General features: G+C 65.6%; 17 protein-coding genes and 2 pseudogenes. 10 read left to right on the top strand and 9 right to left on the bottom strand.

Features of this window, described 5'->3' with window-relative positions:
• Window positions 1-153 precede the first annotated feature (153 nt).
• Window positions 154-2,115, top strand: a complete 1,962-nt coding sequence (locus tag B4N44_RS03075) for an SEC-C domain-containing protein (RefSeq protein ID WP_296696822.1) — start codon at window positions 154-156, stop codon at window positions 2,113-2,115.
• Window positions 2,116-2,337: 222 nt separating this feature from the next.
• Window positions 2,338-3,537: pseudogene (locus B4N44_RS03070) on the top strand (BPSS1780 family membrane protein); the annotation flags it as partial.
• Here the strand turns inward: B4N44_RS03070 and B4N44_RS03065 are convergent.
• From B4N44_RS03065 to ftsY, 8 genes and pseudogenes are all read right to left on the bottom strand, one after another.
• Window positions 3,419-5,748: pseudogene (locus B4N44_RS03065) on the bottom strand (YgiQ family radical SAM protein). The pseudogenes B4N44_RS03070 and B4N44_RS03065 overlap by 119 nt on opposite strands.
• A gap of 251 nt (window positions 5,749-5,999) precedes the next feature.
• The gene (rpoH, locus tag B4N44_RS03060; protein WP_296696818.1) at window positions 6,000-6,839 is read right to left on the bottom strand and encodes an RNA polymerase sigma factor RpoH; all 840 of its coding nucleotides are present in this window, start codon (window positions 6,837-6,839) and stop codon (window positions 6,000-6,002) included.
• Between the two features lie 521 nt (window positions 6,840-7,360).
• Complete coding sequence (locus B4N44_RS03055) at window positions 7,361-7,846, bottom strand: response regulator (protein WP_296696816.1); 486 nt, start codon at window positions 7,844-7,846, stop codon at window positions 7,361-7,363.
• Window positions 7,843-9,774, bottom strand: a complete 1,932-nt coding sequence (locus B4N44_RS03050) for a sensor histidine kinase (protein ID WP_296696814.1) — start codon at window positions 9,772-9,774, stop codon at window positions 7,843-7,845. The genes B4N44_RS03055 and B4N44_RS03050 overlap by 4 nt, the downstream gene beginning before the upstream one ends.
• Window positions 9,775-9,824: 50 nt before the next feature.
• Window positions 9,825-11,237, bottom strand: a complete 1,413-nt coding sequence (locus B4N44_RS03045) for an SLC13 family permease (protein ID WP_296696812.1) — start codon at window positions 11,235-11,237, stop codon at window positions 9,825-9,827.
• Window positions 11,238-11,361: 124 nt separating this feature from the next.
• Window positions 11,362-12,342 (bottom strand): permease-like cell division protein FtsX, encoded by a 981-nt coding sequence (ftsX, locus tag B4N44_RS03040; protein WP_296696810.1) that lies wholly within the window; start codon window positions 12,340-12,342, stop codon window positions 11,362-11,364.
• Window positions 12,343-12,344: 2 nt separating this feature from the next.
• Window positions 12,345-13,013 carry a cell division ATP-binding protein FtsE gene (gene ftsE / locus B4N44_RS03035; RefSeq protein WP_296696808.1) on the bottom strand — a complete coding sequence of 223 codons (669 nt, stop codon included), beginning with the start codon at window positions 13,011-13,013 and terminating at the stop codon, window positions 12,345-12,347.
• Between the two features lie 12 nt (window positions 13,014-13,025).
• Window positions 13,026-14,315 (bottom strand): signal recognition particle-docking protein FtsY, encoded by a 1,290-nt coding sequence (ftsY, locus tag B4N44_RS03030; protein ID WP_296696806.1) that lies wholly within the window; start codon window positions 14,313-14,315, stop codon window positions 13,026-13,028.
• 297 nt (window positions 14,316-14,612) lie between these two features.
• On the opposite strand from ftsY, the gene B4N44_RS03025 reads away from it, so the two are divergent.
• From B4N44_RS03025 to B4N44_RS02995, 7 genes are all read left to right on the top strand, one after another.
• Entirely contained in the window at window positions 14,613-15,989 is a 1,377-nt protein-coding gene (locus B4N44_RS03025; RefSeq protein WP_296696804.1) for a M16 family metallopeptidase, read from the top strand.
• A complete protein-coding gene (locus B4N44_RS03020) occupies window positions 15,979-17,337 on the top strand; it encodes a M16 family metallopeptidase (protein ID WP_296696802.1) in 1,359 nt (452 codons plus the stop codon). The genes B4N44_RS03025 and B4N44_RS03020 overlap by 11 nt, the downstream gene beginning before the upstream one ends.
• Window positions 17,324-17,902: a 16S rRNA (guanine(966)-N(2))-methyltransferase RsmD gene (gene rsmD, locus B4N44_RS03015; RefSeq protein WP_296696826.1), complete on the top strand. Its 579-nt coding sequence runs from the start codon at window positions 17,324-17,326 to the stop codon at window positions 17,900-17,902. Before B4N44_RS03020 ends, rsmD begins: the two co-directional genes overlap by 14 nt.
• Window positions 17,903-17,988: 86 nt before the next feature.
• A complete protein-coding gene (gene coaD, locus B4N44_RS03010) occupies window positions 17,989-18,465 on the top strand; it encodes a pantetheine-phosphate adenylyltransferase (RefSeq protein WP_296696800.1) in 477 nt (158 codons plus the stop codon).
• Between the two features lie 68 nt (window positions 18,466-18,533).
• Window positions 18,534-18,785 carry a YfhL family 4Fe-4S dicluster ferredoxin gene (locus tag B4N44_RS03005; protein WP_296696798.1) on the top strand — a complete coding sequence of 84 codons (252 nt, stop codon included), beginning with the start codon at window positions 18,534-18,536 and terminating at the stop codon, window positions 18,783-18,785.
• Window positions 18,760-20,502 (top strand): gamma-glutamyltransferase, encoded by a 1,743-nt coding sequence (ggt, locus tag B4N44_RS03000; protein ID WP_296696797.1) that lies wholly within the window; start codon window positions 18,760-18,762, stop codon window positions 20,500-20,502. The genes B4N44_RS03005 and ggt overlap by 26 nt, the downstream gene beginning before the upstream one ends.
• Window positions 20,503-20,623: 121 nt before the next feature.
• Window positions 20,624-21,535 (top strand): Tim44 domain-containing protein, encoded by a 912-nt coding sequence (locus B4N44_RS02995; protein WP_296696794.1) that lies wholly within the window; start codon window positions 20,624-20,626, stop codon window positions 21,533-21,535.
• Between the two features lie 43 nt (window positions 21,536-21,578).
• On the opposite strand, the gene B4N44_RS02990 is transcribed toward B4N44_RS02995, so the two are convergent.
• Complete coding sequence (locus B4N44_RS02990) at window positions 21,579-21,962, bottom strand: hypothetical protein (RefSeq protein WP_296696793.1); 384 nt, start codon at window positions 21,960-21,962, stop codon at window positions 21,579-21,581.
• A gap of 364 nt (window positions 21,963-22,326) precedes the next feature.
• Between B4N44_RS02990 and B4N44_RS02985 the strand changes: the two genes are divergently transcribed.
• Window positions 22,327-23,778 (top strand): glycosyltransferase family 2 protein, encoded by a 1,452-nt coding sequence (locus B4N44_RS02985; protein WP_296696790.1) that lies wholly within the window; start codon window positions 22,327-22,329, stop codon window positions 23,776-23,778.
• Window positions 23,779-23,907: the final 129 nt, after the last annotated feature.

Below are 23,907 nucleotides of genomic sequence, written 5' to 3'. Positions count from 1 at the left end.
GCGCATCAGTTTCGGTCGCACCCGCTGTTTCAGGTCATCGACACAGCCGGCCCTTGAGGGTTTACAATCAAATGATGCAGGATCCGCCGCGAGACCGCTTCAACCCCGGCGGGCGCATCCCCAAACTGCCTCCATCCGACGGAGGAGATCGCGATGCTGGACCACGACATGGCCGATACCGAACGCTTCGAAGAGGTGATTCAGCGTTCAGTGCGACAGATTCTGCTCGCCCCTGATCCCGATAGCTTCCTCGACTGGGCGCGCGCGCATCTCCCGGAGATGCTCGGTTTGTCCGGGAGCGAGCTCGACGGGGTCGAGCGGCGACGCCTCGCCAACCTCCTCGGCACGGCAATCTGGAACGCGACCCCGCAGCCGACCTACGCCTTCCAGACACGATTGATGACGCCTCACCCTCCCGAGGAACCCTGCTCCTGCGGTTCGGGAAACTCTTACGGCGAGTGCTGCGGCGCCATCGACGAGGTGCCGGAGCTGTCGAGCGATCTGGTCTGGGAGATCCTGCTCGACGAGCTGCCCGAGCACGGGCTGCGCGAAGCGCTCGACCTGCACGCGGTTCCCGAGCCACTCCTTGCACGCATCGCCGATCGCTGGCTCACGCAGGATCGTCCCAAGCGCGCGGCGGCGCTCCTGGAACCCCTGTTTGCGGGATCGCTCGAGGATCTGGACGGTGAGTTCGAGCCGTCGATCGACATCCTCTGCGATGCCTACGATCGCCTCGGCCATCGGCGCAAGAAGGAGACGTTCCTCGCGCGGATCTGCGCCGAGGGCAGTCGGGCCTTGCGGGCCGCCGCCTGGCAGCGGCGCTGCACCATGGCGATCGACGACGGCGATTTCGCGACCGCCGATGCCGCCTTCACGGCCGCCTTGCGCAGCGACCCGGACAATCCCGGCACGGCGATCCTCGAGATCACGCTCCTTGCGGCCCAACACAAGGATTGGATCGCCCGTGAGCGCGCACGCTTCTGGCTCTTCCGATTTCGTCAGATCGGGTTCACCCATCCCGGTGTCTTGGATTTTCTCAACCGTGCCGTCGAGGATCCGCAAGAAGCGCTCGTGGACAGCCACTCGGATGCACTGGATCCGGTCCTGCTCGATCTTCACGACTGGATCACCCTGATTCAGTCACGTCCGTTGCCCGTTTATCGACTGGAACCGCTGACTGTCCATGCACCCGGGTGGCTGCCGGGTCAGCTCGCGCTGTTCGACGACCTCGATGCCCCGGTGCCGGGCGGAGCCGACGAGGACACGGACCTAGACCTGTCGCGATACGGCCCCAGCCCGGCGCGACTGCTTGCCCCGGCGGCGGTGCGTCAACTCGACACGGATTGGAAGTCGGTCTTTCCCCGGGCAAAACCAGCGTCCACCCGGCTCGTTCCCGACGAGGACGTCGACCTTTGGTCGACCCCCGATTGGCTCGATCACCTGCAGGCGAACCCCGCGCTCGCCGACAGTCTGGAAGTGCTGGACGATCTCGCCACCGCCCTCTACCTGCATCCCGAGAGCGCATTGCCATGGATCTCCCATCTCCTGTTGCGTCCGCTCCTCGAGCGCGCGCGGAGCATCCTGGATCAGGCGCTACCCGCCGATGCGCCGCAACATATTCCCTGGTCTGCGCCCCCCAATCGCCCGGCGTTGCGGTTGCTCTTCAGACAGTATCTCTGCCAGATCGACGAAGACGAGCCGAAGGGTGCGGCACGGACGCTCGAAACCCTGCTGCGGCTCAACCCTCGGGACAACCACGGGGTGCGCGCGGAACTCATGAATCACTATTTGCGTGACGGCAAGGACGAGCTCGCGCTGGCGTTGGCCCGACGCTTTCCGAATGATGGACTGGCGGATCTCGCCTACGGGGAGGTACTGGCACTTTACCGCCTCGGGCGGCAGGACAGGGCGCGCCTGGTGCTGACGACCGCCGTCAACCGCTTGCCGAGGATCCCGCAGTATCTGACCCGCAAGCGCATCAAACGTCCGCGCTTCACCCCGCCCGACACCCTCCCGGGCGGCGACGACCAGGCGTGGATGTACCGCGAGGCGATGCGCGACGTCTGGGCGGCCGAGCCGGGCATACTCGCCTGGCTGAGACGCCTGACCGCTTAAACCGCGTCCCGGCTAAGGGCCGCAGATGCAGCAAACGTCGAGCTCGCTCGAAAGCGAGCATCTCGCTCTGGACGCGATTTAGATGAAGCATTTGGGCAGATCGTCTCTTGTCCGTGCGGCGGTCTGTTGGACATTGTTTGACCGAGCCGCGCCCGTATCATTGCCTTTCTCAGGAGAACCGCGGTGGAAGGACGCTATCGGATCCTCTACGCCGGCGAACTCATGCCCGGTCATGCATTGCAGGAGGTGGTGCCGCGGCTGGCGGCCAAGTTCAAGCTTCAGGAAGACACCGCGCGGGATCTCATCCTCGGCGGACCCGGCCGAGTCTTGAAGCACAGTTTGACGAACGGCGACGCGCAGCGCTGTCGGGATGCCCTGAAGGGCATCGGCCTGAAGGTCGCCATCGAACCCGAATCCGCGACAAACACTGCACCGGCAACCGTCGAGGGCCGACCGGACGCGGCGCCTGCCCAGCCGACACCCCTGCATTTCGGCGCCGAGGCATCGTCCCGGTCCCACAACACGCGTCAGGCCGACACAAGACTCGAAGATGGTTCCGAAGGGGGTCAGTCACGCTGTCCGAAGTGTGGTGCCGACGCCGTCTCCGAGCTTACCGGCATCTGCCAGGCCTGCGGCGTGGTCGTGGAGCGCGACCTTGCCAACCGCGGGAGGCGTCCACCACGCCCGCCAAACCGGGTCGACAACCCCTTTGCACCGTCGCGAGCCGATTTGACACCGCCTCGGGCCGAGCCTGAAGAGGACGCGCTGCAGGCACCTCAATCGCGGCCGGTCGGACACGGTTGGCTGTGGATCACCGAGGCGTGGAAGCTGTTCAAGGCACAGCCGGGCGCCTGGATCGGTGCAGTGGTGCTGTTTTACATCATCCTGATCCTAGTCAGCATCGTGCCCCTGGTCGGCGGTTTGGCCGTGACCATCCTCGCGCCGATGCTGAGCGCGGGCCTCGTCATCGGCGCACACCAGCAGTCTCGGGAGGGTCGCTTCGAGATCAGTCACCTCTTTGCGGGTGTGTCGCAGAGCCCGGGACCGCTCGCCTTGGTGGGTCTGGTCTATCTGCTGCTTGCGCTCGGCATCGCGCTTATCACGGGACTGCTGTTCGCAGCGGTGTTCGCGTCCATGGGGAGCAGCATGGATCCCTCGACGATGGATCCGAACGACATCGGCCTCTTCCTCGCCAACCCGATCGTCCTCCTGCCCGTCTTGGTGGCGATGCTGCTGGGTGTCCCGCTCGCGATGGCCATGTTTTTCGCCCCGAGCCTGGTGGCACTCGATCAGATCCCGGTGTTCAAGGCGTTCGGGCTGAGCTTTTCGGGCTGCCTGAAGAACATCCTGCCCTTCCTGATCTACGGGCTGGTCGCGATGGTGCTGGTGATCCTCGGCTCCCTGCCGCTGATGCTCGGGCTCCTCGTTGTCGTGCCCCTCCTGAGCATCGCGATCTATACGGCCTATCGGGATATCTTCTATGCTTGAGTCTTCGCCGGTCGGCGATTTCGCACGGCCGAGCGACCGGAGCGAACAGGGCTGCGGCGCCCTTCCGGCGACAGTCCCGTACCGATGGGTTGAAAGGACGGCACCAGGTGACGCTTGCCGTTGCCGATCAGCTCGGAACGGCCCATCTCCTTCAGGGCTTCGCGCAACAGCGGCCAGTTCTCCGGATCGTGGTAGCGCAGGAATGCCTTGTGCAGACGCCGCTGGCGCTGTTTGCGCACCACGGGGACTCGCTCCGAATCACGCGTGACCTTTTTCAACGGGTTGCGACCCGAGTAATACATCGCCGAGGCGGTCGCCATCGGTGTCGGCAGAAACCCCTGGACCTGGTCGGGACGGAAACCGTTGCGCTTGAGCCAGAGCGCGAGGTTGAGCATGTCCTCGTCGCTCGTACCCGGATGGGCGGCGATGAAATAGGGGATGAGGTACTGCTCCTTGCCCGCCTCGCGCGAATAGCGGTCGAACAGCTCCTTGAAGCGGTCGTAGGTCCCGATGCCGGGCTTCATCATCTTGCTGAGCGGTCCGGCCTCGGTATGCTCGGGTGCGATCTTGAGATAGCCGCCGACGTGGTGTGTGACCAACTCGCGGATATACTCGGGCGAGCGCACAGCCAGGTCGTAGCGCAGCCCGGAGGCGATCAGGACGCGCTTGATGCCGGGGGTGGCGCGCGCGCGCCGATAAAGCCGGATCAGCGGGGCGTGATCGGTGTTGAGGTTCGGACAGACGTCCGGGTAGACACAGGACGGACGCCGACAAGACGACTCGATGCGCGGATCCTTGCAGGCGAGCCGGTACATGTTGGCGGTCGGTCCGCCGAGATCCGAGATGGTGCCCGTGAAGCCCGGGGTGCGGTCGCGGATCTCCTCGAGTTCGCGCAGGATGGACTCCTCCGAGCGGCTCTGGATGATGCGGCCNNTCGTGCGAGCGGCTCTGGATGATGCGGCCCTCATGCTCCGTGATCGAGCAGAAGGTACAGCCGCCGAAACAGCCGCGCATGATATTCACCGAGAAGCGGATCATCTCCCAGGCCGGGATGCGCGCCTCGCCGTAGCTCGAATGGGGGCGGCGGCTGTAGGGCAGCTCGTAGACGCGGTCGAGCTCGGCGGTGGTCAGCGGGATCGGCGGCGGATTGAGCCAGACATCGCGATCGCCGTGGGCCTGGACCATTGCACGCGCGTTCCCCGGATTGGTCTCCAGATGGAAGACACGCGAGGCATGGGCGTAGAGCACCGGGTCTTCGCGGACCTGTGCGAACGAGGGCAGACGCACCACCGTGCGGGTCCGATCCGTGCGTTGCGGGCGCGGCTGGAATCGGATGAACGCCTCCCCGTCGGAGGTCGCCGGGGAGGCGTTCGAGTCGGTCTCCTTCGGGGCGACCGCGTAGGGATCCGGATGCGGATCCACCCGGCCCGGTCGATCGAGCCCGCTCGAATCAATCTCCGACCAGTCCTCCGGCCGACCCCAGGTCATGAAGGCGGTCCCGCGCAGATCGCGGATCTGCTCGATCGGCTCTCCGCGCGCCAGGCGATGCGCCAGCTCGACCAGCGCGCGCTCGGCGTTGCCGTAGATGAGGAGATCCGCCTTCGCATCCACCAGGACGGAGCGGCGGACCTGCTCGGACCAATGATCGTAGTGGGCGATCCGTCGCAGGCTCGCCTCGATGCCGCCGATGACGATGGGCACGCCCTTGAATGCCTCGCGCGCGCGCTGGGCATAGACGGTCACCGAACGGTCGGGGCGGCGACCCGCGGCACCGTCCGGCGTGTAGGCATCGTCCGAGCGCAGACGCCGATCGGCGGTGTAGCGATTCACCATCGAGTCCATGTTCCCGGCGGTGATGCCGAAAAAGAGGTTCGGCTGTCCGAGACGTCGGAAATCCTCGACCGAGGTCCAGTCCGGCTGGGCGATGATGCCGACACGAAAGCCCTGCGCCTCGAGCAGTCGCCCGATGATCGCCATCCCGAACGAGGGGTGATCGACGTAGGCATCCCCCGTCACGACCACGATATCGCAGCTGTCCCAGCCGAGCAGATCCATCTCGGCGCGCGACATGGGCAGCTCCGGGGCGGTCCCCAGCTTGTAGGCCCAATGCTTGCGGTGGGAGAAGATATCGGGTGCAGTCATCATCCTGGATCCGGCCGTTGAAAGGCCCTTGGAATGTTCATTCGTATCCATCTGTTGTCTCTATCAACAAGCGGTCAGTAGCCGGATCCAGGATCATCGGAAGGGGCAAACAAAAAAACGGTGGCCACCGATCAGGGTGACCACCGCCTTGGTTTAGGTGTGTGCGAATGGGAGAAAATTCGGTTGCCGTTCGCCGGCCATAAAGCCGAGGAGGCGTTCACGAGCGCACACCGCGGCCCCGGTACCCGACCACCTTACACCTCAAGCTGTAACCTGAGCTTCTTCATCGCATTCTTCTCGATCTGGCGAATGCGCTCGGCGGACACGCCGAACTGCTCGGCAAGCTCATGAAGCGTTTGCTTCTTCTCCGACAACCAGCGCTCGCGCAGGATCGTCTTGCTGCGCTCGTCTAGACCTTTCAGCGCGGAGTAGAGGCGCTGATGTTGGTCGCGCTCGGTGTCCTGGCGCTCGAGCAGCTTGGCGGGCTCCATCCGCATGTCGGGCAGGTAGGTGGAGGGGGCGGAGGGCGAGTCGTCGTCGTCGTCTTCCAAGCCGTCGAACGACAGATCCTGATTGGCCAACCGCGATTCCATCTGCAGGACGGTCTCCGGCTTCACGCCCAGATCGGCGGCAACCGCTTCGACCTCCTCCTTCGTGAACCAGCCCAGACGTTTCTTCGCGCTGCGCAGATTGAAGAAAAGTTTACGTTGCGCCTTGGTCGTCGCGACCTTCACGATTCGCCAGTTCCGCAGGATGTACTCATGGATCTCCGCCCGAATCCAGTGCACGGCAAAGGAGACGAGACGCACGCCCATGTCGGGCTCGAAGCGTCGCACCGCCTTCATTAAGCCCACCGTGCCCTCCTGAATGAGATCCGGAAGCGGCAACCCGTAACCGAGATAACCACGGGCGATGCGGATGACGAAGCGCAGATGAGAGGTCACAAGCCGCTTGGCCGCGTCCATGTCGCCATGGTCGCGCAGCGCAATCGCGAGCGACTTCTCTTCTTCCGGGGTCAGGACCGGAATCTGGTAGGCGCCGCTGATGTAGGAGTCGATGGTACCCGTCGGCATGAGAGCGAAGTCTTTGGCCATGATCCAATACCTGAGTTGTTTACCTTGGAAAATATCCTAGCAGTACGCTCGGGATTTTGCCAGCACTTTCGGCGGGGTTTTGGAGCCCGGACCGCGACAAAAGTTCACCAGACTCTAGGAGAGGTTCCTGGATTCGACAAGACGGGGGCGGTCAAAATCAAGATCGTATGTTCCGATTATTTCCATCGCCAGCGCTGATGAATAAAAAATGATCATCAATACAATAAACTAAGATTTTCAGAACGTTTTTCGGAGACGCTCGACGGGTCCATTTCACCCTGAACAATCACGGGATTTAATCTCGGGCACCTGTTCAAGTCGTAGACGTGATTCACGCCTCGGCAGGGTCGCTCGAGTTTAGGTTGTGTTTGGCTTTGGGGATATCCTCGATCTCCGTGAGACGCGGTTTAAATTTTAATCTTTTTAATATCTTAAACCGCGCCAGCTGCGACAGTCGTCGGAGCTGGCGCGGCCAAGCCAATCCAACAAACGACGCATATCGCACCGGGCGCGGTTTAGGCTCAAAGATCCCCGCGTTCACGCACGATCGAGAGCGCCCGCTCGGCGTCCAGGACGGCGAGGTGAGGCAGGGGATCCACACCCGCCGCGACGACAAACGCGGTGAGTTGGTCCCGGACCATGTCGCACAAGGCATCCGCCTGCCAGGGTTTGGCGACATAGCGGTCGAGTCCGGCCTCGTTGATGGCGCGGATGGTATCCTCCTGATCGGCCTGACCCGTCACCAGGACCTTGCGCGCGGCTGCGGTCCGATCGTCGTCCGCGAGTCCGATCAGAAAGTCGACACCGCTGGTTCCGGGCAAACGGTGATCGACCATCACGAGCGCGAGCCGATCGCCTGCCGTGTCGATCTCCTCGATCACTTCCAGCGCGGTCGGCACGTCCTCGGCCTCCTCGATGCGCACATGACGCGCGAACGACGCCAGGTCGCGTCTGAGCGCCTCGCGGACCGGGCGCTCGTCCTCCAGAATCAACAGTGCCAGTTTCATGTCTCGATGTCCTCCTCGTCCGGCGGCCCGGCCACCGGCAGCGTCACAGTCACCCGTGTGCAGCCGGGGCGCGAGTTCAGCTCGATTTTGCCGCCGTGAGCATCCACGATCCGCCGCGCGATGGCGAGCCCGAGCCCGAGCCCGTAGCGCACGGCACCCTGCTTGGTGGTAAAACGTGGCTCGAAGACCCGCGGCAGGACCTGCGGATCGATCCCGCGCCCGTTGTCGCGAATCTGCACACGCACATGCGCCGCGTCGGGTGCATCCGTGATCAATGCGATGCGCCCGCGTCCGTCGGCGCCCTCCCCGAGTGCGTCGCAGGCGTTGACCAGAAGGTTTGTCCAAAGCTGCTCGAGCTCGCCCGGGTGGCAGCGAATCCGCGGCAGATCGCCGTAGTTGCGCTCGATCTCGACATCGCGCAGCCGGTGCGCCATGAGACGCAGCGTGTCTTCGAGACCCGCGTGCAGATCGATCCCGGCGACCGGCTCGCCCTTGGGGCGGGCATAAGCGCGCAGGCTGGTCACCAGCTCGCACATCCGCCGGGAGGCGAGTTCGAGGTTGCGCACCGCCGAGCCGATGCCGGCGACCGCCTCGACCAGATCGAGGCTCGGCGGATCCGCGGCAAGCGTACGCGCCCGGTCGGGATCTTCGATCCCGGCATCGAACAGACGTTGCGCCAAACCGACATCGCCGAGGGCAGCCTCGAGGCGCCGACGCGCAGCACGCTCCTCGCGCGTGCTGCGCGGCGCGCGGTCACGCTCGGCGGCGAAGATCTCGCTCGCGAGCCGGCCTTGCGGATGGCTCGCGAGCACGCGCTCCAGATCTTCGCCGACATATGTCGTCGCACGCAGCATGGCCGCGACCGGGTTGTTGAGCTCGTGGGCGATCCCGGCGGCCATCTCGCCGAGCGTGGCGTAGCGCGCCTGCTCGACCAGATCCAAGCGGGCCTGCTCGAGCTGATGCAGTGCCTCGGAGAGCTGCCGGCGTTCGCGCTCCAGGGCATGGTTAAGCTGGGTCTTCTCGACTTGAAGCTGATCGGCACGTCGCAGCCGTTTCGCCAAGGCGCGGATGGAGACCGCCGCCATCGCCGCACCGAGCGAGGCCTCGACAGCCAGCGCACGATCGAGCTGCTCGAAGGAAAGATGTACGACCTCGACCTCGGTGGTCGCACGCGCGGTGAAGAAGGCGCGTTGCTGCTGTGCCAGCGACAGCAGGCCGACGACCGACCCGGTGGAGTCGTGGTGGAGCCGCAGATCGCCGGCGGCCGAGGCATGGTCGAGCGCGACGCGGCCACGCAACACGACGAGCACGGCATCCACGTCGATGCCTTCGTGGATCAGGCGTGTGCCGGCCGGCAGGAGCAGACGCGGGCGCGGACCCAGGACGCGTTCGATCCCGGCGAGCAGTTGGGTCGTCACCTCATGGGTGTCGAGCTCGAGCAGACGCAGCAGGTCGCTCTCGGGCTGGGTCACCGGGCGACCGTCGGCCGCCACGAGCGCACGGGTGCGCGGGTCGGCCGGTCGGTGCGAGCTGAGCCAGCGCACCGTTTGAGCCCGCGCGTGCCAGGCGAGGATGCCGGGCGACCACGGCGAGGTCATCACGGCATGCAACCGGTCGCGGTCGACCGACAGAGACAGGTCATCGTGAAGCGCACGGTCGGTCAACAGCAAGACGCTCGCCCGGCTCAGGACCGCCTGCGCGTCGAGCAGCGCGATCCGCGCGTCCGTTGACTCGGGCGACTCGGCAAAGGCCGTGATGAGGACCAGCGGGACGACGCGCTCAGGATGTGCGGTCACCAAGGCGGCGGCCTCCACGACATCCGCCGCACAGGCCACATCCGCGATGCCGATCAACCCGCGGGCCGTCTCCTCCGCGATCGTGGCGGCCAAGGGCTCGGGCGCCACGACCAGGACAAACAGATCGTCCATCCGATGACCCCTTCCGCGCCCATCCTCTCCCATGCGATGACCCATCTCGGTCATAGCAGACCCAAGGCTCCCCACACTGTCGGCATCACGAGTGCCAGCAGGAGCGCACCGAAGCCACCGATGACGATGCCGCTGACGACCATTTCGCGCGTTTGCACCTCGCCGGTCGCGTAGGCGACCGCGTTCGGCGGGGTGGAGATCGGCAAGGCCATGGCGAGCGCGCAGGCGAGTGCGACCATCACGCCGACCGCGGTCGGATCGATCGGCAGCCCGATTGCCAGGCTCAGCGCCAGGGGCACCAGGAGGTTGGCCGTGGCCGAGTTGGAGATCACGGTCGAGAGTCCGAGCGAGACCCCTACCAGCAGGAACAGCAACAGCGTCAACGGCAGGGCATCCCAGGCCACCAAACCGACCAGCCAGGCATCCAAACCGCTGTTGCCGATCCCGGCACCCAGCGCGATCCCGCCGGCGACCAGCCAGAGCACGGGCCATTGCAGACGCCGGATGTCGTCGGCGCCCATGACCTGGGTTGCGAGCAGCGCGACGACCGGAAGAAAGCCGACCGTCGAGGATGAGATGCCGTGGAAGGGCTCGGTCAACCAGAGCAGCACCGTGGCACCGGCGATCAGGTAGAAGAGGATCGCCGCGGGGGAACGGTCGAAGTCGGCCGAGAGCTGGAGCGTCAACGGGGTATCCGCGGCGATGTAGCGACGCGTCAGAAACCACCAGGCAAAGAGCAATACCACCAGCATCAGGGGAACCGCCAGGAGCATCCATCCGATGAACGAGACCCCCTGACCCGATGCCTCCAGGGCGCCCAGCGCGATGGCGTTGGGTGGAGAGCCCACCGGGGTTCCGATCCCGCCGACGTTCGCTGCGACCGGAATTGCCAAGGCGACGCCGGTGCGGGCGGGTCCGGCCGGCAGCGCGGCCAGGATCGGGATGACGACCGCGAACATGGTGGCCGCGGTCGCTGTGTTGGACACGAACATCGACAGCAGCGCCGTGATCGCCATGAGTCCGAGCACCGAGGTGCGGGCGTTCCCGGCGAAGGGCCGCAGCATCACGGCCGCAAGGTTGCGATCCAAGCCGAATTTATGGGCGCCGTCCGCGATCAAGAAACCACCGAGAAAGAGGATGATGACCGGATTCGCCAAGGCCGCGAAATAGCTCGCCGCGGAGGTTAACGGGCCGACGCCGCCGAACAGCGCCTGATCCGAGAGCATCAGGACCTGAAGCAAGATCACGAGCATCGCCGTGGCATAAAGGGGAATCGCCTCCGTTACCCAGAGCAGGATCGCAAGCAGGAAGATCGCCAGCATCCGATGCCCGGCCGGCGCCAAGCCCGGGATCTCGACCAGGAGCGGCACCAGGAAGGCGATGGAGCCCAGGAGCAACCCGAGACGCTGCACGGGGGTGGGACGCGGCAAGCTGACGCGCGCTCGCGTCGTCGGAGTCGACATGGGTAAAAAAGTCCTGATTCGATTCGGGATTTAAGTCGGATCTAAACCGCGTCAGCTCCGACACCCATGGTTCCGACCCTAGCCGATCCAACCCAACAAGGGCGCATGCCGCTCCGGATGCGGTTTAGCCCGGCTCGGCACCGCGCAGATGACGGTTCACGGCGACCCAGCTGCCGATCAGACCGAAGAGCATGCTCCCGGAGAGGATCACCAGCATCGCCAATGGCCCCAGACCGGTGAGCGGAAATTCGCTTCGATAGAGGGTCGCCAGACGCGAGACGGGCTGCTGGAGCAGGACGACAGCGATGGTCACCAGGAACCAGGCGGTCAGACCGCCGAGCAGGCCGTACCAAGCCCCGGCGTAGAGAAACGGACGACGGATGAAGGCCCCGGTCGCACCGACCAGCTCCATGATCTCGATCTCGATGCGCCGGTTCAGGATCTCGAGCCGGATGGTGTTGCCGACGATCAACAAGACACCGAGACCCAAGAGCCCGCCGAGCAGCAGAACCGCACGCTGCGCCAAGTCGAGGATCGCCTGGAAGCGTTGCAGCCAGAGCGTATCCATTCGGGCGAAGTCCGCTTCGGGCAGGGTCATCAGCTCGTCGTGAAGCGCCTGCAGCCGCTCGGGCGCGGATGAGACCGCCTGCGGATAAAGCGCCAGGACCGCCGGCAAGGGGTTGCTCTTGAGCTGCGAGAGGGCGTCCTCGAATCCGCCGAGTGCCCGAAACTCGTTGAGCGCCTGCTCGCGACTGATCAGATGGACCTGGGCAAGCTCGGGTCGAGCGCGCAACTGCTCCGCCAACCGTGCGGCCCCGGCGTCGTCGACATCCTGTTTCAGAAACAGCGAGATGGCTGCCGCCTGGTCCCATCCGCCGGCCATGGTGCGCAGGTTCTCCGTCACGACGAAGAGCGCGGCGGGCAAGGCCAGCGAGATCCCGATCACCGCGATCGTCATCCCGGTCGGCAGCGGCGTATGCATGAGGCGCCCCAGGGTCGCGACCGCGCTCTGCAGATGCCTGTTCGCCCAGAGCCCGGGCATGTCAAGCAGACGCGGACCGCTGCGGCGATGCGGCGTGCGCTTGGACGTCTTGGGCTTGGGCATGCTCAACAGGTCCCCGAATCGTTGGCCAATCGTCCGTCGGCGAGGGTGAGGGTTCGATACGGCATGGACATGACGAGACTCAGGTCATGGGTGGCGATCAAGAGGGTCACGCCAACCTGATGGAAGCGCTCGAAGAGACCGAAGATCTCGCGCGAGAGGTCGGGATCCAGGTTTCCCGTCGGCTCGTCCGCCAACACCAGCGGCGGACGCCCGACCACGGCGCGCGCGATGCCGACGCGTTGCTGCTCCCCGCCCGAGAGTGCGACCGGGGTGGCCCGCTCGCGCGAGAGCAGACCCACCTGATCGAGCGCGGCCCGGACACGCCGACCGATCTCGCGCTGCCCGAGTCCGGCGACGACCAACGGCAGGGCGACATTGTCGAAAACGCTGCGATCAGGGAGCAATCGATGATCCTGGAAGATCATCCCGACCTCGCGGCGGTGATAGGGGATCTTGCGTCTGGGCAGGGCGGCGAGATTGCGCCCGTTGACGATGACCTGGCCGCGACTCGGTCGCTCGAGCAAGCCGATCAAACGGAGCAAGGTGCTCTTGCCGGCGCCCGAGTGTCCGGTGAGGAAGGCCATCTCGCCGGCCTGCATCTCGAAGCTGAGGTCGCTCAGGGCCTCGCCGCGCTCCGGATAGCGCTTGAAGACGTGCTCGAAAGAGATCACGGCTCCGCCTCCTCAGCTCAGCAAGGCATCGAGGAATTCGTCGGCGTCGAAGGGGCGCAAGTCATCGATGGTCTCGCCGACGCCGATGAAACGAATGGGCACCTTCAGACGGTCCGCGATCGCGAAGAGGATACCGCCCTTTGCCGTGCCGTCGAGCTTCGTCAGGGTGATCCCGGTCAATCCGACCGCCTGATGGAAATTCAGTGCCTGGCTGAGCGCGTTCTGACCGGTCGTCGCATCCACGACCAGCATCACCTCGTGGGGCGCCTCGGGGTCGATCTTTTTCATGACCCGAGCGACCTTGGCCAGCTCCTCCATTAGGTTGGACTTGGTGTGCAGCCGACCGGCCGTATCGGCGATCAGCACATCGGCCCCGCGGGCCGTGGCCGCCTGCAGGGCATCGAAGATGACGGATGCCGAATCCGCCCCGGTCTGCTGCGCGACCACGCTCACGCGGTTGCGCTCGCCCCAAGTCTGGAGCTGCTCGACCGCGGCCGCGCGGAAGGTGTCCCCGGCGGCCAGGATGACGCTGTTGCCCTCTTCCTGGAGACGCTTGGCGAGTTTGCCGATCGTGGTCGTCTTGCCCGCGCCGTTGACGCCGACCATGAGGATCACCTGGGGGCGACCGGGTGCAGGCTGACGGACCGGCGCATCGGCCGCCTGAAGGACGGCGCGCAGCTCGCCCTTGAGCGCTCGGAGCAATGCCTGAGGATCGGCGAGCGATTTGCGCTTCACTCGGCTCGCCAGATCCTCCATGATGCGGGCGGTCGTAGGGACACCGACATCCGCCGTGAGCAGCAGGGTTTCCAGCTCCTCCATGAGAGCGTCGTCGATGCGCTTGCGACCGATGAAGAGCGTTCCGAGACCATCGCCGAGCGTCTCGCGAGTCCGTGTCAGGCGTTCGCGCAGTCGCGAGAAGACACCGGACTTCTTTTCCGTCGACTCTTCCTGAACGCGAGCCGGGGCGGGAGCAACAAGGGGCTCGGGGACGCGCGGCTCGACAGACGGCGGCGCAGCCGCGCTCGGCGTATCCGCCTCGACCGCCCGGCGCTTGGAGCGAAACCAACCGCCCCGCTTCGACTGCGGCTCGGATTCGACCCGCTCCGGCGTCGGCACGAACGGCAAACCGCCGATCGGCTCCGGCAGCACCCGAGACACAAGGTGCTCGATCTGCGCCGACGAGGCTACCGCCGCCGGGTCCGACGCGCCGGACCGACCGGATTCGATCGACGGCTCGTCCGCAGCCGACTGATCCGACTCCGGCAACGCGGCTTTCCTGTGCTTTTTTCCGAAACCGAACATAACGACATGCCTGAAGGGGGAGAGAAACGGCGAGGGGCAGGCGAGCAATCCGTCGAGTACTCGACGGGTACTGCGACACGACCGCAGAAGAGGCCGCTCCGCCCGTGTGGACGTAATGCTATCAGATCGCCGCGATCAGATCGCCCGAGGCTCGCCCGGACCTCGCCCGCTCGGGCCGAGGCAACCCCGGCCTTAACAAACCGTCATCTCCGGGAACTACCAAGGCCCCGGCTCTGCCCCAACGTTGCGCGCAGGGGCGCGATTGCGCCTTCCGAACTGCATCCGACCGGAGTCTCCATGCACCGAATCCTTCTCAGCCTGTTCCTGTGTCTGCCGGCCCTTGCGCTGTCGGCGACCCAAACCGTCTATGAACGGACACTCGACAACGGCCTCAAGGTGTTGGTCAAACCGGACCGACGCGCCCCGATCCTCATCTCGCAGGTCTGGTACAAGGTGGGATCGAGTTACGAGTACGGCGGGATCACCGGCGTGTCGCACCTGCTCGAGCACATGATGTTCAAGGGTACCGAGCGGCTCGCCCCGGGCGAGTTCTCGCGCATCATCGCGGAGAACGGCGGGGAGGAGAACGCCTTCACCGGGCGTGACTACACCGCCTATTTCCAGTCGCTCGCGAACGACCGTTTGGAGATCGCCTTCGAGCTCGAGGCCGAGCGCATGCGCAATCTCGCCTTGGAGGCGGAGGAGTTCGCCAAAGAATTGGAGGTCGTCAAGGAGGAGCGCCGTACCCGCACCGACGACAACCCCCAGTCCCTGACCTTCGAACGCTTCAACGCCGTCGCTTACGTCGCCTCCCCCTACCGCATCCCGGTGATCGGCTGGGCCGGCGATCTGGAGCAGGCAAGCGTCGAGGATCTGCGCGACTGGTACCGCCTCTGGTACGCCCCGAACAACGCAACCCTGGTCGTCGCGGGCGATGTCGATCCGGAGGAGGTCTTCCGGTTGGCCGAGAAGCACTTCGGCCCGCTCGCGCCCGAGCGGATCCGGCCGCCGAAGATGCAACCCGAGCCCGAGCAGCTCGGGGCCAAGCGCATCGTCGTGAAGGCACCCGCGCAAGAGCCCTATCTGCTGATGGGTTGGAAAGCGCCGGCCCTGATCGATGCCGAAGAGACCCGGGAACCCTATGCCTTCGAGGTTTTGACCTCGGTCCTGGACGGCGGGAGCAGCACCCGGCTGGAGCGTGAGCTCGTGCGCGGCAGCCAGATCGCGTCCTCGGCGAGCGCAAGCTACAGCGCCTTCGGTCGCCTGCCGGGCATGTTCATGCTGAGCGGCGTGCCGGCCAAGGGACAGACGATCGAGCAGGTCGAAGCGGCGCTGCTCGCACAGATCGAGCGCGTCCGAACCGAGCTCGTCGACGACCGGGAGATGGAGCGCGTGCGCAATCAGCTGATCGCGGACAAGGTCTACGAGCGCGACTCTCTCTTCTACCAGGCCATGATCCTCGGCCAACTGGAGACGGTCGGCCTGGGTTGGGAGCTCTCCGAGACCTACGTCGACCGACTCGCGGCAGTCACGCCCGAGCAGGTCCGCGCCGTCGCTCGAAAATACCTGGTGCCCGAAAAGCTCACCGTCGGCGTACTTGATCCGCAACCGATGGACGACAAACAAACCGCGCGCGCGCCGGTCGCGCTGGAGATGCAGACCAATGTGCACTGATCCCCGCCGAGTCTCCGTCTGGTCGAGCACGCTCCTGCTCGTCGGCGTCTTGGGCAGCACCGGGCCACTTCACGCCGCCCCCGAGATCCAGACCTGGCAGGCCGCGAGCGGCGCCCGCGTGCTCTTCGTCGCCTCGCCCGAGCTGCCGATGGTCGATGTCAATCTGGTCTTCGATGCCGGCAGTGCCCGCGACGGCGAACGCTCGGGCCTGGCGTCCATGACGGCCGACATGCTCACTCAGGGCGCGGGTGATTGGGACGCCGACGCGATCGCGGTCAGGATCGAGGATGTCGGCGCCAAGCTCGGCGCCAGCGCGGATCGCGACAAGACCACGGTGTCGCTGCGCACCCTGACCCGACAGCCTGCCATGGACACGGCCGTGGAGACACTCGCGACCCTGGTGAGCGCCCCGACCTTTGCCGATGCCGATCTCGAGCGGGAACGCCGCAATCGGCTCATCGCACTGCGTCAGGACGATGAGTCGCCGCGCACCGTCGGGCAGAAGGCGCTCTATCGCAAGATCTTCGGCAGCCATCCCTACGCGGCGGACCCGTCCGGCACGGCCGAGACGGTCACGGCGATCATGCGCGCGGATCTGGTCGACTTCCATCGGCGTCATTACACGGCGGCCAACGCGGTGGTGGCGATCGTCGGTGCGCTCGACCGTGCGCAAGCCGAGGCGCTCGCGGACCGGATCACCGCCGGCCTTCCGAAGGGCGAGCAGTTGGCGCCGCTGCCCGGCGTGGCGGATCTGGATGTCGCGGTGACCGAGCAGATTACCTTCCCGTCCAGCCAGACCACGGTGGTGGCGGGCCAGCCCGGCATGCGTCGCGGCGACCCGGACTATTTCACACTCTACGTGGGCAACCATATCCTCGGGGGCAGCGGATTGGTCTCCCTGCTGATGGAGGAGATTCGCGAGAAGCGCGGACTCTCCTACAGCACCTACAGCTATTTCCTGCCTTTGGCGCAGCCCGGGCCCTTCCTGATGGGCTTGCAGACCAAGAACGATCAGGCCGACCAGGCACGCGAGGTCATGCTCGACACCCTGCACCGCTTCATCGAATCGGGACCGAGCGAGGCTGAGCTCACCGCGGCGAAGAAGAACATCACCGGCGGCTTCCCGCTGCGGATCGCAAGCAACTCGGACATCGTCGGGTATCTCGCCGTCATCGGCTTCTACGACCTGCCGCTGGACTATCTCGACCGCTTCAACGACCGTATCGAGGCGGTGACGGCCGAGCAGATCAAGGAGGCCTTTTCGCGTCGTCTCCATCCGGATCGACTGGCCATCGTAGTGGTGGGGGGCGGCACCGAGCAGACCGCGCGTGTCGGTGAAGAAGGTTAGAGGGGAGCTGCGCATCATCGGCGGTCGCTATCGCGGCCGTCGCCTGCCGATCCCCAGCGAAACCGGGCTGCGGCCGACGTCCGATCGCGTGCGCGAGACCCTCTTCAACTGGCTGGCGCCCGTGGTTCCGGGTGCGCGCTGTCTCGACGCCTTTGCCGGGAGCGGCGCGCTGGGATTCGAGGCCGCCTCGCGCGGCGCCGGCGAGGTCGTCCTCATCGAGCAGTCCGGCGCGGTGGCGCGCCAGCTTGAAGAGAACGCCCGTCGACTGGGCGCCGAAGAGACGCGGATCCTGCGCGGCGATGCGATCCGCTGGCTCGACGGCTCGGGCCCGCCGTTCGATATCGTCTTCCTCGACCCGCCCTTCGCGGAGGTGCTCTGGGCACCCGCAATCGAGCGCTTGGCCCACCGGGGCTGGCTCAAACCGGGCAGTCGTGTCTATCTGGAGGCCCCGGCGCACGGCGAGTTTCCGGATCTGCCGGCGGGTTGGGATCTCGTTCGGGACAAAACGGCCGGGCAGGTGCACTACGGGCTCGTCCTCGTCGGCTCGGATGCCGAAGCCGCCTGACTCCTACCCGAGCCTGCGCTGTGGTATTGTGCGCACCGCCGACGGCCCGGGGGCTCCGGGCTCTTCATCCGAGCGAGGAAACGGGTTTGCGACGCGTGGTTTATCCGGGGACATTCGATCCCGTCACCAATGGTCATACCGATCTGATCTTGCGCGCTGCGCGACTGTTCGACCGTGTGATCGTGGCCGTGGCCGTGGATACGGGCAAGGCGCCTCTGTTCTCGACCGACGAGCGTGTGGCTTTGGTCCGAGAGGCGCTCGGGCCGCGCGATAACGTCGAGGTCATGCCCTTTCAGGGCCTCCTCGTGGAATTCACCCGGCAGCTCGGTGTCAGCGTGATCATGCGTGGCTTGCGCGCGGTCTCGGACTTCGAGTACGAATTCCAGTTGGCCGGCATGAACCGACGCATGGCCCCGGACATCGAGACTCTGTTTCTGACGCCGGCCGAGACCTACTCCTACATCTCCTCCTCGCTGGTACGCGAGATCGCACGGCTCGGCGGGGATGTCTCGACCTTTGTGGCGCCTGCGGTACAGGCTGCACTGAACGAGCGGTTTGGATAAGATCCGCGCATCCCCATACAGCCCTTTGGGTTCAGCTACCCTAACCCCCCTCGACCAGGAGTCATCTCATGGCACTGCTTATTACCGACGAGTGCATCAACTGTGACGTATGCGAGCCCGAGTGCCCGAACGGCGCCATCTCGCAAGGCGACGAGATCTATGTGATCGAACCCTCGCTCTGCACCGAGTGTGTCGGCCACTACGAGACCTCGCAGTGTGTCGAGGTCTGCCCGGTCGACTGCATCATCAAGGATCCGGATCACGAAGAGACCGAGGAGGAGCTTCGGGCCAAGTATGAGCGCATCACCGGCGAGAGCTGACCTCGCCCGGAGCACCGCAAGCCGACACCGCGCCCCGTGGTGCGGCGGCGCGTGGATCGCGGCGCTCCTGCTTGTATCCGCGGAGGTCGGAGCCGCCTGCGATGGGCCCGTTGTCCGTCCCGATCGGGCTGCGGTTGCCACGGCTCATCCCTTGGCGACCGAAGCCGGTCTGAGAATCCTCGACGCCGGAGGCAACGCCTTCGATGCCGCCGTCGCGGTCAGCGCCGCCTTGGCGGTGGTGGAGCCCTACGGGTCGGGGATCGGCGGCGGCGGCTTCTGGCTGATTCATCGCGCGCACGACTGCCGCGAGATCATGCTCGACGGACGCGAGCGTGCGCCGCTGGCGGCACATCGCGATCTCTTTCTCGACGACGCCGGACAATTCGTCCCCGAGTCGGCCCTTGTCGGCCCACTGTCCGCAGGTATCCCCGGTACACCGGCCGCGCTCGCGCATCTTGCAGAAGGCTACGGACGCCTGCCGTTGACACAGACCCTCGCTCCCTCCATCGCTCTCGCGCGCGACGGTTTCGAGATCGGCGACGGGTATCGGCGCGTCGCCGCATGGCGTCTACCCGCACTACAGACCTCGCCGGCAGCCGCCGCGCAGTTCTTGGTCGACGACGAGGTGCCGCCGCGCGGACATCGTCTGCGCCAGCCCGATCTCGCCGACACCCTGGAGAGACTCGCAAGCGGCGGCCATGCGGGCTTCTATGCCGGCGAGACCGCGGACCGCTTGGTGTCCGGTGTGCGTGCCGCGGGCGGGATCTGGACACTCGAGGACCTTGCCGAGTACCGTGCCGTGGAGCGCGAGCCGGTCGTCGCGCACTTTCGCGACTGGCGCCTCGTCAGTGCCGCACCGCCCTCTTCCGGGGGCGTGCTGCTGGCCCAAATCCTCAACATGCTCTCCGCCATCGAGCCACAGCCGGAATCCGACACCGCTCGGGTCCACGCGCTCGTCGAGACGATGCGCAGGGCCTATCGCGACCGCGCGCGCTACCTCGGCGACCCCGATCATGTTGAGATGCCGATCGAACGACTGACGCATCCGCACTATGCGGCCGGCCTGATCCGCGATTTCGATCCGACCCGTGCCACGCCGAGCACGACCGTCCAGACCGATGCGCCCGCCTCCGAGGGCCGCGATACCACACACTTCTCGATTCTCGATCGCGAGGGCAACCGGGTTGCCGCGACACTCAGCATCAACTATCCCTTCGGCTCCGGATTCGTCCCGCCGGGCACCGGTGTCTTGCTGAACGACGAGATGGACGATTTTTCCGCACAGCCCGGTGTGTCGAACGCCTACGGCTTGGTCGGCGGGGAGGCCAACGCCATCGCCCCCGGCAAGCGCATGCTCTCGAGCATGTCGCCGACCTTTCTCGAGTCGCCCGAGACGGTCGCCATCCTCGGCACACCCGGCGGCAGTCGTATCATTACGATGGTGCTGCAGGGTGTTCTGGGAGCTGTCGACGGGATCCCGCTCGAGGACTGGATCGCGCGACCCAGGGTCCACCATCAATATCTTCCGGACCGGCTCGAGTTCGAGTCCGGTGCACTGAGCCCGACCGAACAGCGCGATCTCACCGCGATGGGGCATCGGCTCGAGCTGCTGATCCGCCCCATCGGAGACATGCAGGCGATCCTCTGGGACCGCGCGAACGGGCAGGTGAAGGCCGCGAGCGATCCGCGCGGTGCCGGGCACGCCGAGACTCGGTGAATCCGGCGGTTACGGCGGCCAGGTTCGAATTGTTTTTCGCGCCGCAGCCCGGATGCTAAAGGGTTACCGTCGAATTCGACATTGATCACATCAACTCACCTACCGAGGAGTCCCGACTCGCATGAGATTCAAAACACTCATGACCGCGGCCGTCGCCATCATTGCGGTCACCGTCCTTTCCGTCCCCGCCGATGTCGAGGCCAAGCGCATGGGCGGCGGCATGAACCTCGGCAAGCAGTCCAGCGGGATGCAACGCCAGGCCCAACCCGCCGCGACGGCGCAACGTCCGGCCCAGCCCAATGCGGCCCAAGCCGCTGCCGGCCAACGTCCGGCGAGCGGTGCGAGCCGTTGGCTCGGCCCCTTGGCCGGTCTTGCGGCCGGCGGTCTCCTGGCCTCCATGTTCTTCGGCGACGGCTTCGAGGGTTTTCAGATCATGGACTTCCTGCTGATCGCACTGCTTGCGGTCGGGGGCTTCATGCTGTTTCGCATGTGGAAGCGCAACCAGGCCAAACCGGCGATGGCCGCGGCCGGTGTGGGCGGCGGGTTCCCACACGCCGGATCCGCTCCGGCCTACGAGCGCCGCGGACAGGCGGACAGCGGCATCCTGCACCCGGGCATGGGCGCTCAGGGCGGCCCGGTGGCCGGCGACAACCAGTCACCGAGCTGGTTCGACGGCGCCGGCTTCCTGGAAGGCGCGAAGTCGCACTTCATCAATCTTCAAGCGGCTTGGGACCAAGCCGACTTCGACGGTATCCGCGAATACATGACACCCGAACTCTTCGCGGATCTACAGCGCGAGCGTCTCAAGACCGAAGGGAGCCAATCCACCGAGGTCGTGCGTTTGAATGCCGAGCTGATCGGTGTACGTCGCGAGGGCGATCTGGTCGTGGCGAGCGTGCTCTTCTCCGGCCTGATCCGTGAGGACGAGAAGGGCGCGGCCGACGCGTTCAGCGAGATCTGGCATGTCCAGCATCGCTGGGACGGCGCCGAGGGCGACTGGCATATTGCCGGCATCCAGCAGGTCGAAAAATAATCCCGGGTCCGGCCTGCGCCGCACGCGGCGCAGGCCGGCATCCTTACTTGTCTTGCCCGATCGGCGCCCTGTCGTTGAACCACTCGCGTGCGATGGAGAAACTCACATCCACGGCGATCAAGCCCAGGATCAAAAAGCCCATGGCAAGGAGCCAGTAGAGCCTTCGCAACAGCCTCCGCATCCATCGGCGCCAGCCGCCGCCCGCCTCGGGAACTCCCGGGATTCGGGCAAACAGATCGACAAAGACCACCCCCAGCACGGCCCAAAGAAGTACGACCAAGGCGGGAAATAGGACCAGATCACCCTTCGCCGCGTCGAATGCGACCAAAGAGATCCCCGCGGCCAATGCTCCGACAACCGAGAGGCCGATGAAGAAGGCGCGCGCCGGTGCGAAACGCACGGCGATCTGCTGCATAAGATCGAGCATGTCCGGTGCCTGCGGTTGGAGGGTCGGATGGCGGCTTGATATTGGACATTAGGATAGCGGCCTGATTTTACGAGGCACAACGCGCTTGTATGCCGCCTTTCGTCGCTCGAGGACCTTTCACGCACGAATCAAGACAGGCTGCGCGATGCGGCTCTTGCCGTCGCGATACAGCTCGCTCTATCCTGTCGCGCGGACGAGCGGAGCCGCCGATCAGTCGGATGATCGGCGAAGGATCCGAACCCGCGACTCGAATCGAGACGTCCTTGCCGGGGTTCTCGCCATATGCTCGCCCCGTTGCCCTCACCGCCGGTCGACCGGCCAACCTCATCCTTACAACCGATTCAGATCCTACGGATATATTCACATGCTCGCAGCGGAACCGATTGTCGAGCTGCTCCTGACGCTTGGCTTGATCCTCCTGGCGATGTCATCGCTCAATCTTCTCGGACTCATGCTCGCGCGTCTGCTGATGCCGGCTCGACGTCTCCTCACGACGGCACCGACCGCCAGCCCGCTCCCGTCGGTGCTGGTTCAGCTGCCGCTCTTCAACGAGGGCGAGCTGGTCGATCGCGTCCTCGAGGCCGTGATGGCCCTGGATTGGCCGAGAGACCGTTTGCAGATCCAGGTGCTCGACGACAGCACCGACGAGTTTTCGCTGTCGCTCAGCCAGCGGGCCGTTGCGAAGCTGCGCCGGGAAGGTGTCCAGATCGAGCTCCTGCATCGGATCAAACGCACCGCCTTCAAGGCCGGTGCACTGGCGGCCGGCCTCGAGCGCTCGGATGCGGAGTTCGTGGCCATCTTCGACGCCGATTTCATGCCGCCGTCGGATTTCCTGCGAAAAATCATCGACCCCTTGCTGGCACAGCCCGATCTCGCCTACGTCCAAGCCCGCTGGGCACACATCAACCGGGACGACAGTCTGCTGACTCGCACGCAGGCGCGACTGCTCGATTCTCACTTCCAGGTCGAGCAGGAGGCGCGTTGGCGTCTGGGTCTGCCGGTCCCCTTCAACGGAACCTGCGGAGTCTGGCGTCGCCGTGCGATCGAGGACGCCGGCGGCTGGCAGGGCGACACCCTCACGGAGGACCTGGACCTGAGTCTGCGGGCCCGTCTGCGCGGGTGGCGCTCCGGGTTCATGAAGGATCTCCCGGTCCCCGGCGTGCTGCCCGTCTCGGTGCGCGCCTGGCGGACCCAACAGTTTCGCTGGACCAAGGGGTTCGCTCAGTGCTTCGTGAAACTGCTGCCGATGATCTGGGCCAGCCCTGCGCTGCCGCGTTGGCAGAAGGTCATGATCAGCTTCCAGCTCGGTCAACCCCTGGCGTTCCTGATCGGCGCTGCCTGCGTGATCTTGGGGCTGCCCTTCATCGCGGGCGCGGCGGTTCCCGGCGAGGCACTGAGCCGAGTCGCGATCCTCACCTCGATACTTGGCTTCGCAGCACCCATCGGTTTTCTGACACTCGCGGGCGTCCGCTCCGGAGCCAGGCCAACCGCGACGGAGGTCCTCAGTGCCCTCTTCCTGACCACCGGACTGCTTCTCTCCAATGCGCGCGCCGGCTTGGAGGCCCTGCTCGGCTATCGCAGTCCCTTCGTGCGCACGCCGAAGGGCGCGATCACGGCCGGCCCGCGCAGGATGGTGCGCTGGCCGAACGGACTCCTGGAGCTGAGTGCCGGCCTCGGCCTCTTGGGCTTTGCCCTGATGGAGCAGCCGGTCACCGTCATCTATCTGGTCATGGTCATCGGCGGCCTGCTGGGCGTGGGAACCTTACAGTTCCTGGACGGGCGCGCGCTGTCGAAACAAACAGGCGCCGGATCCTGAAGCCATGCGCTCGGGTCGGCCGAAGCTGTATTCGGCTGATTCGGGTGCACGCACGACGACGCTTGCCCCCCATGCTTGCCTGATAGACTCTCCGACATGAACCACACACCCCTGCTCGTCGTCGGCGAG

It is taken from the genome of Thiocapsa sp. UBA6158 (assembly GCF_002423035.1).
GTDB lineage: Bacteria > Pseudomonadota > Gammaproteobacteria > Chromatiales > Chromatiaceae > Thiocapsa.
The sequence above is the reverse complement of the archived record's forward strand: the minus strand, read 5'-3'. Positions and strand labels throughout refer to the sequence as shown.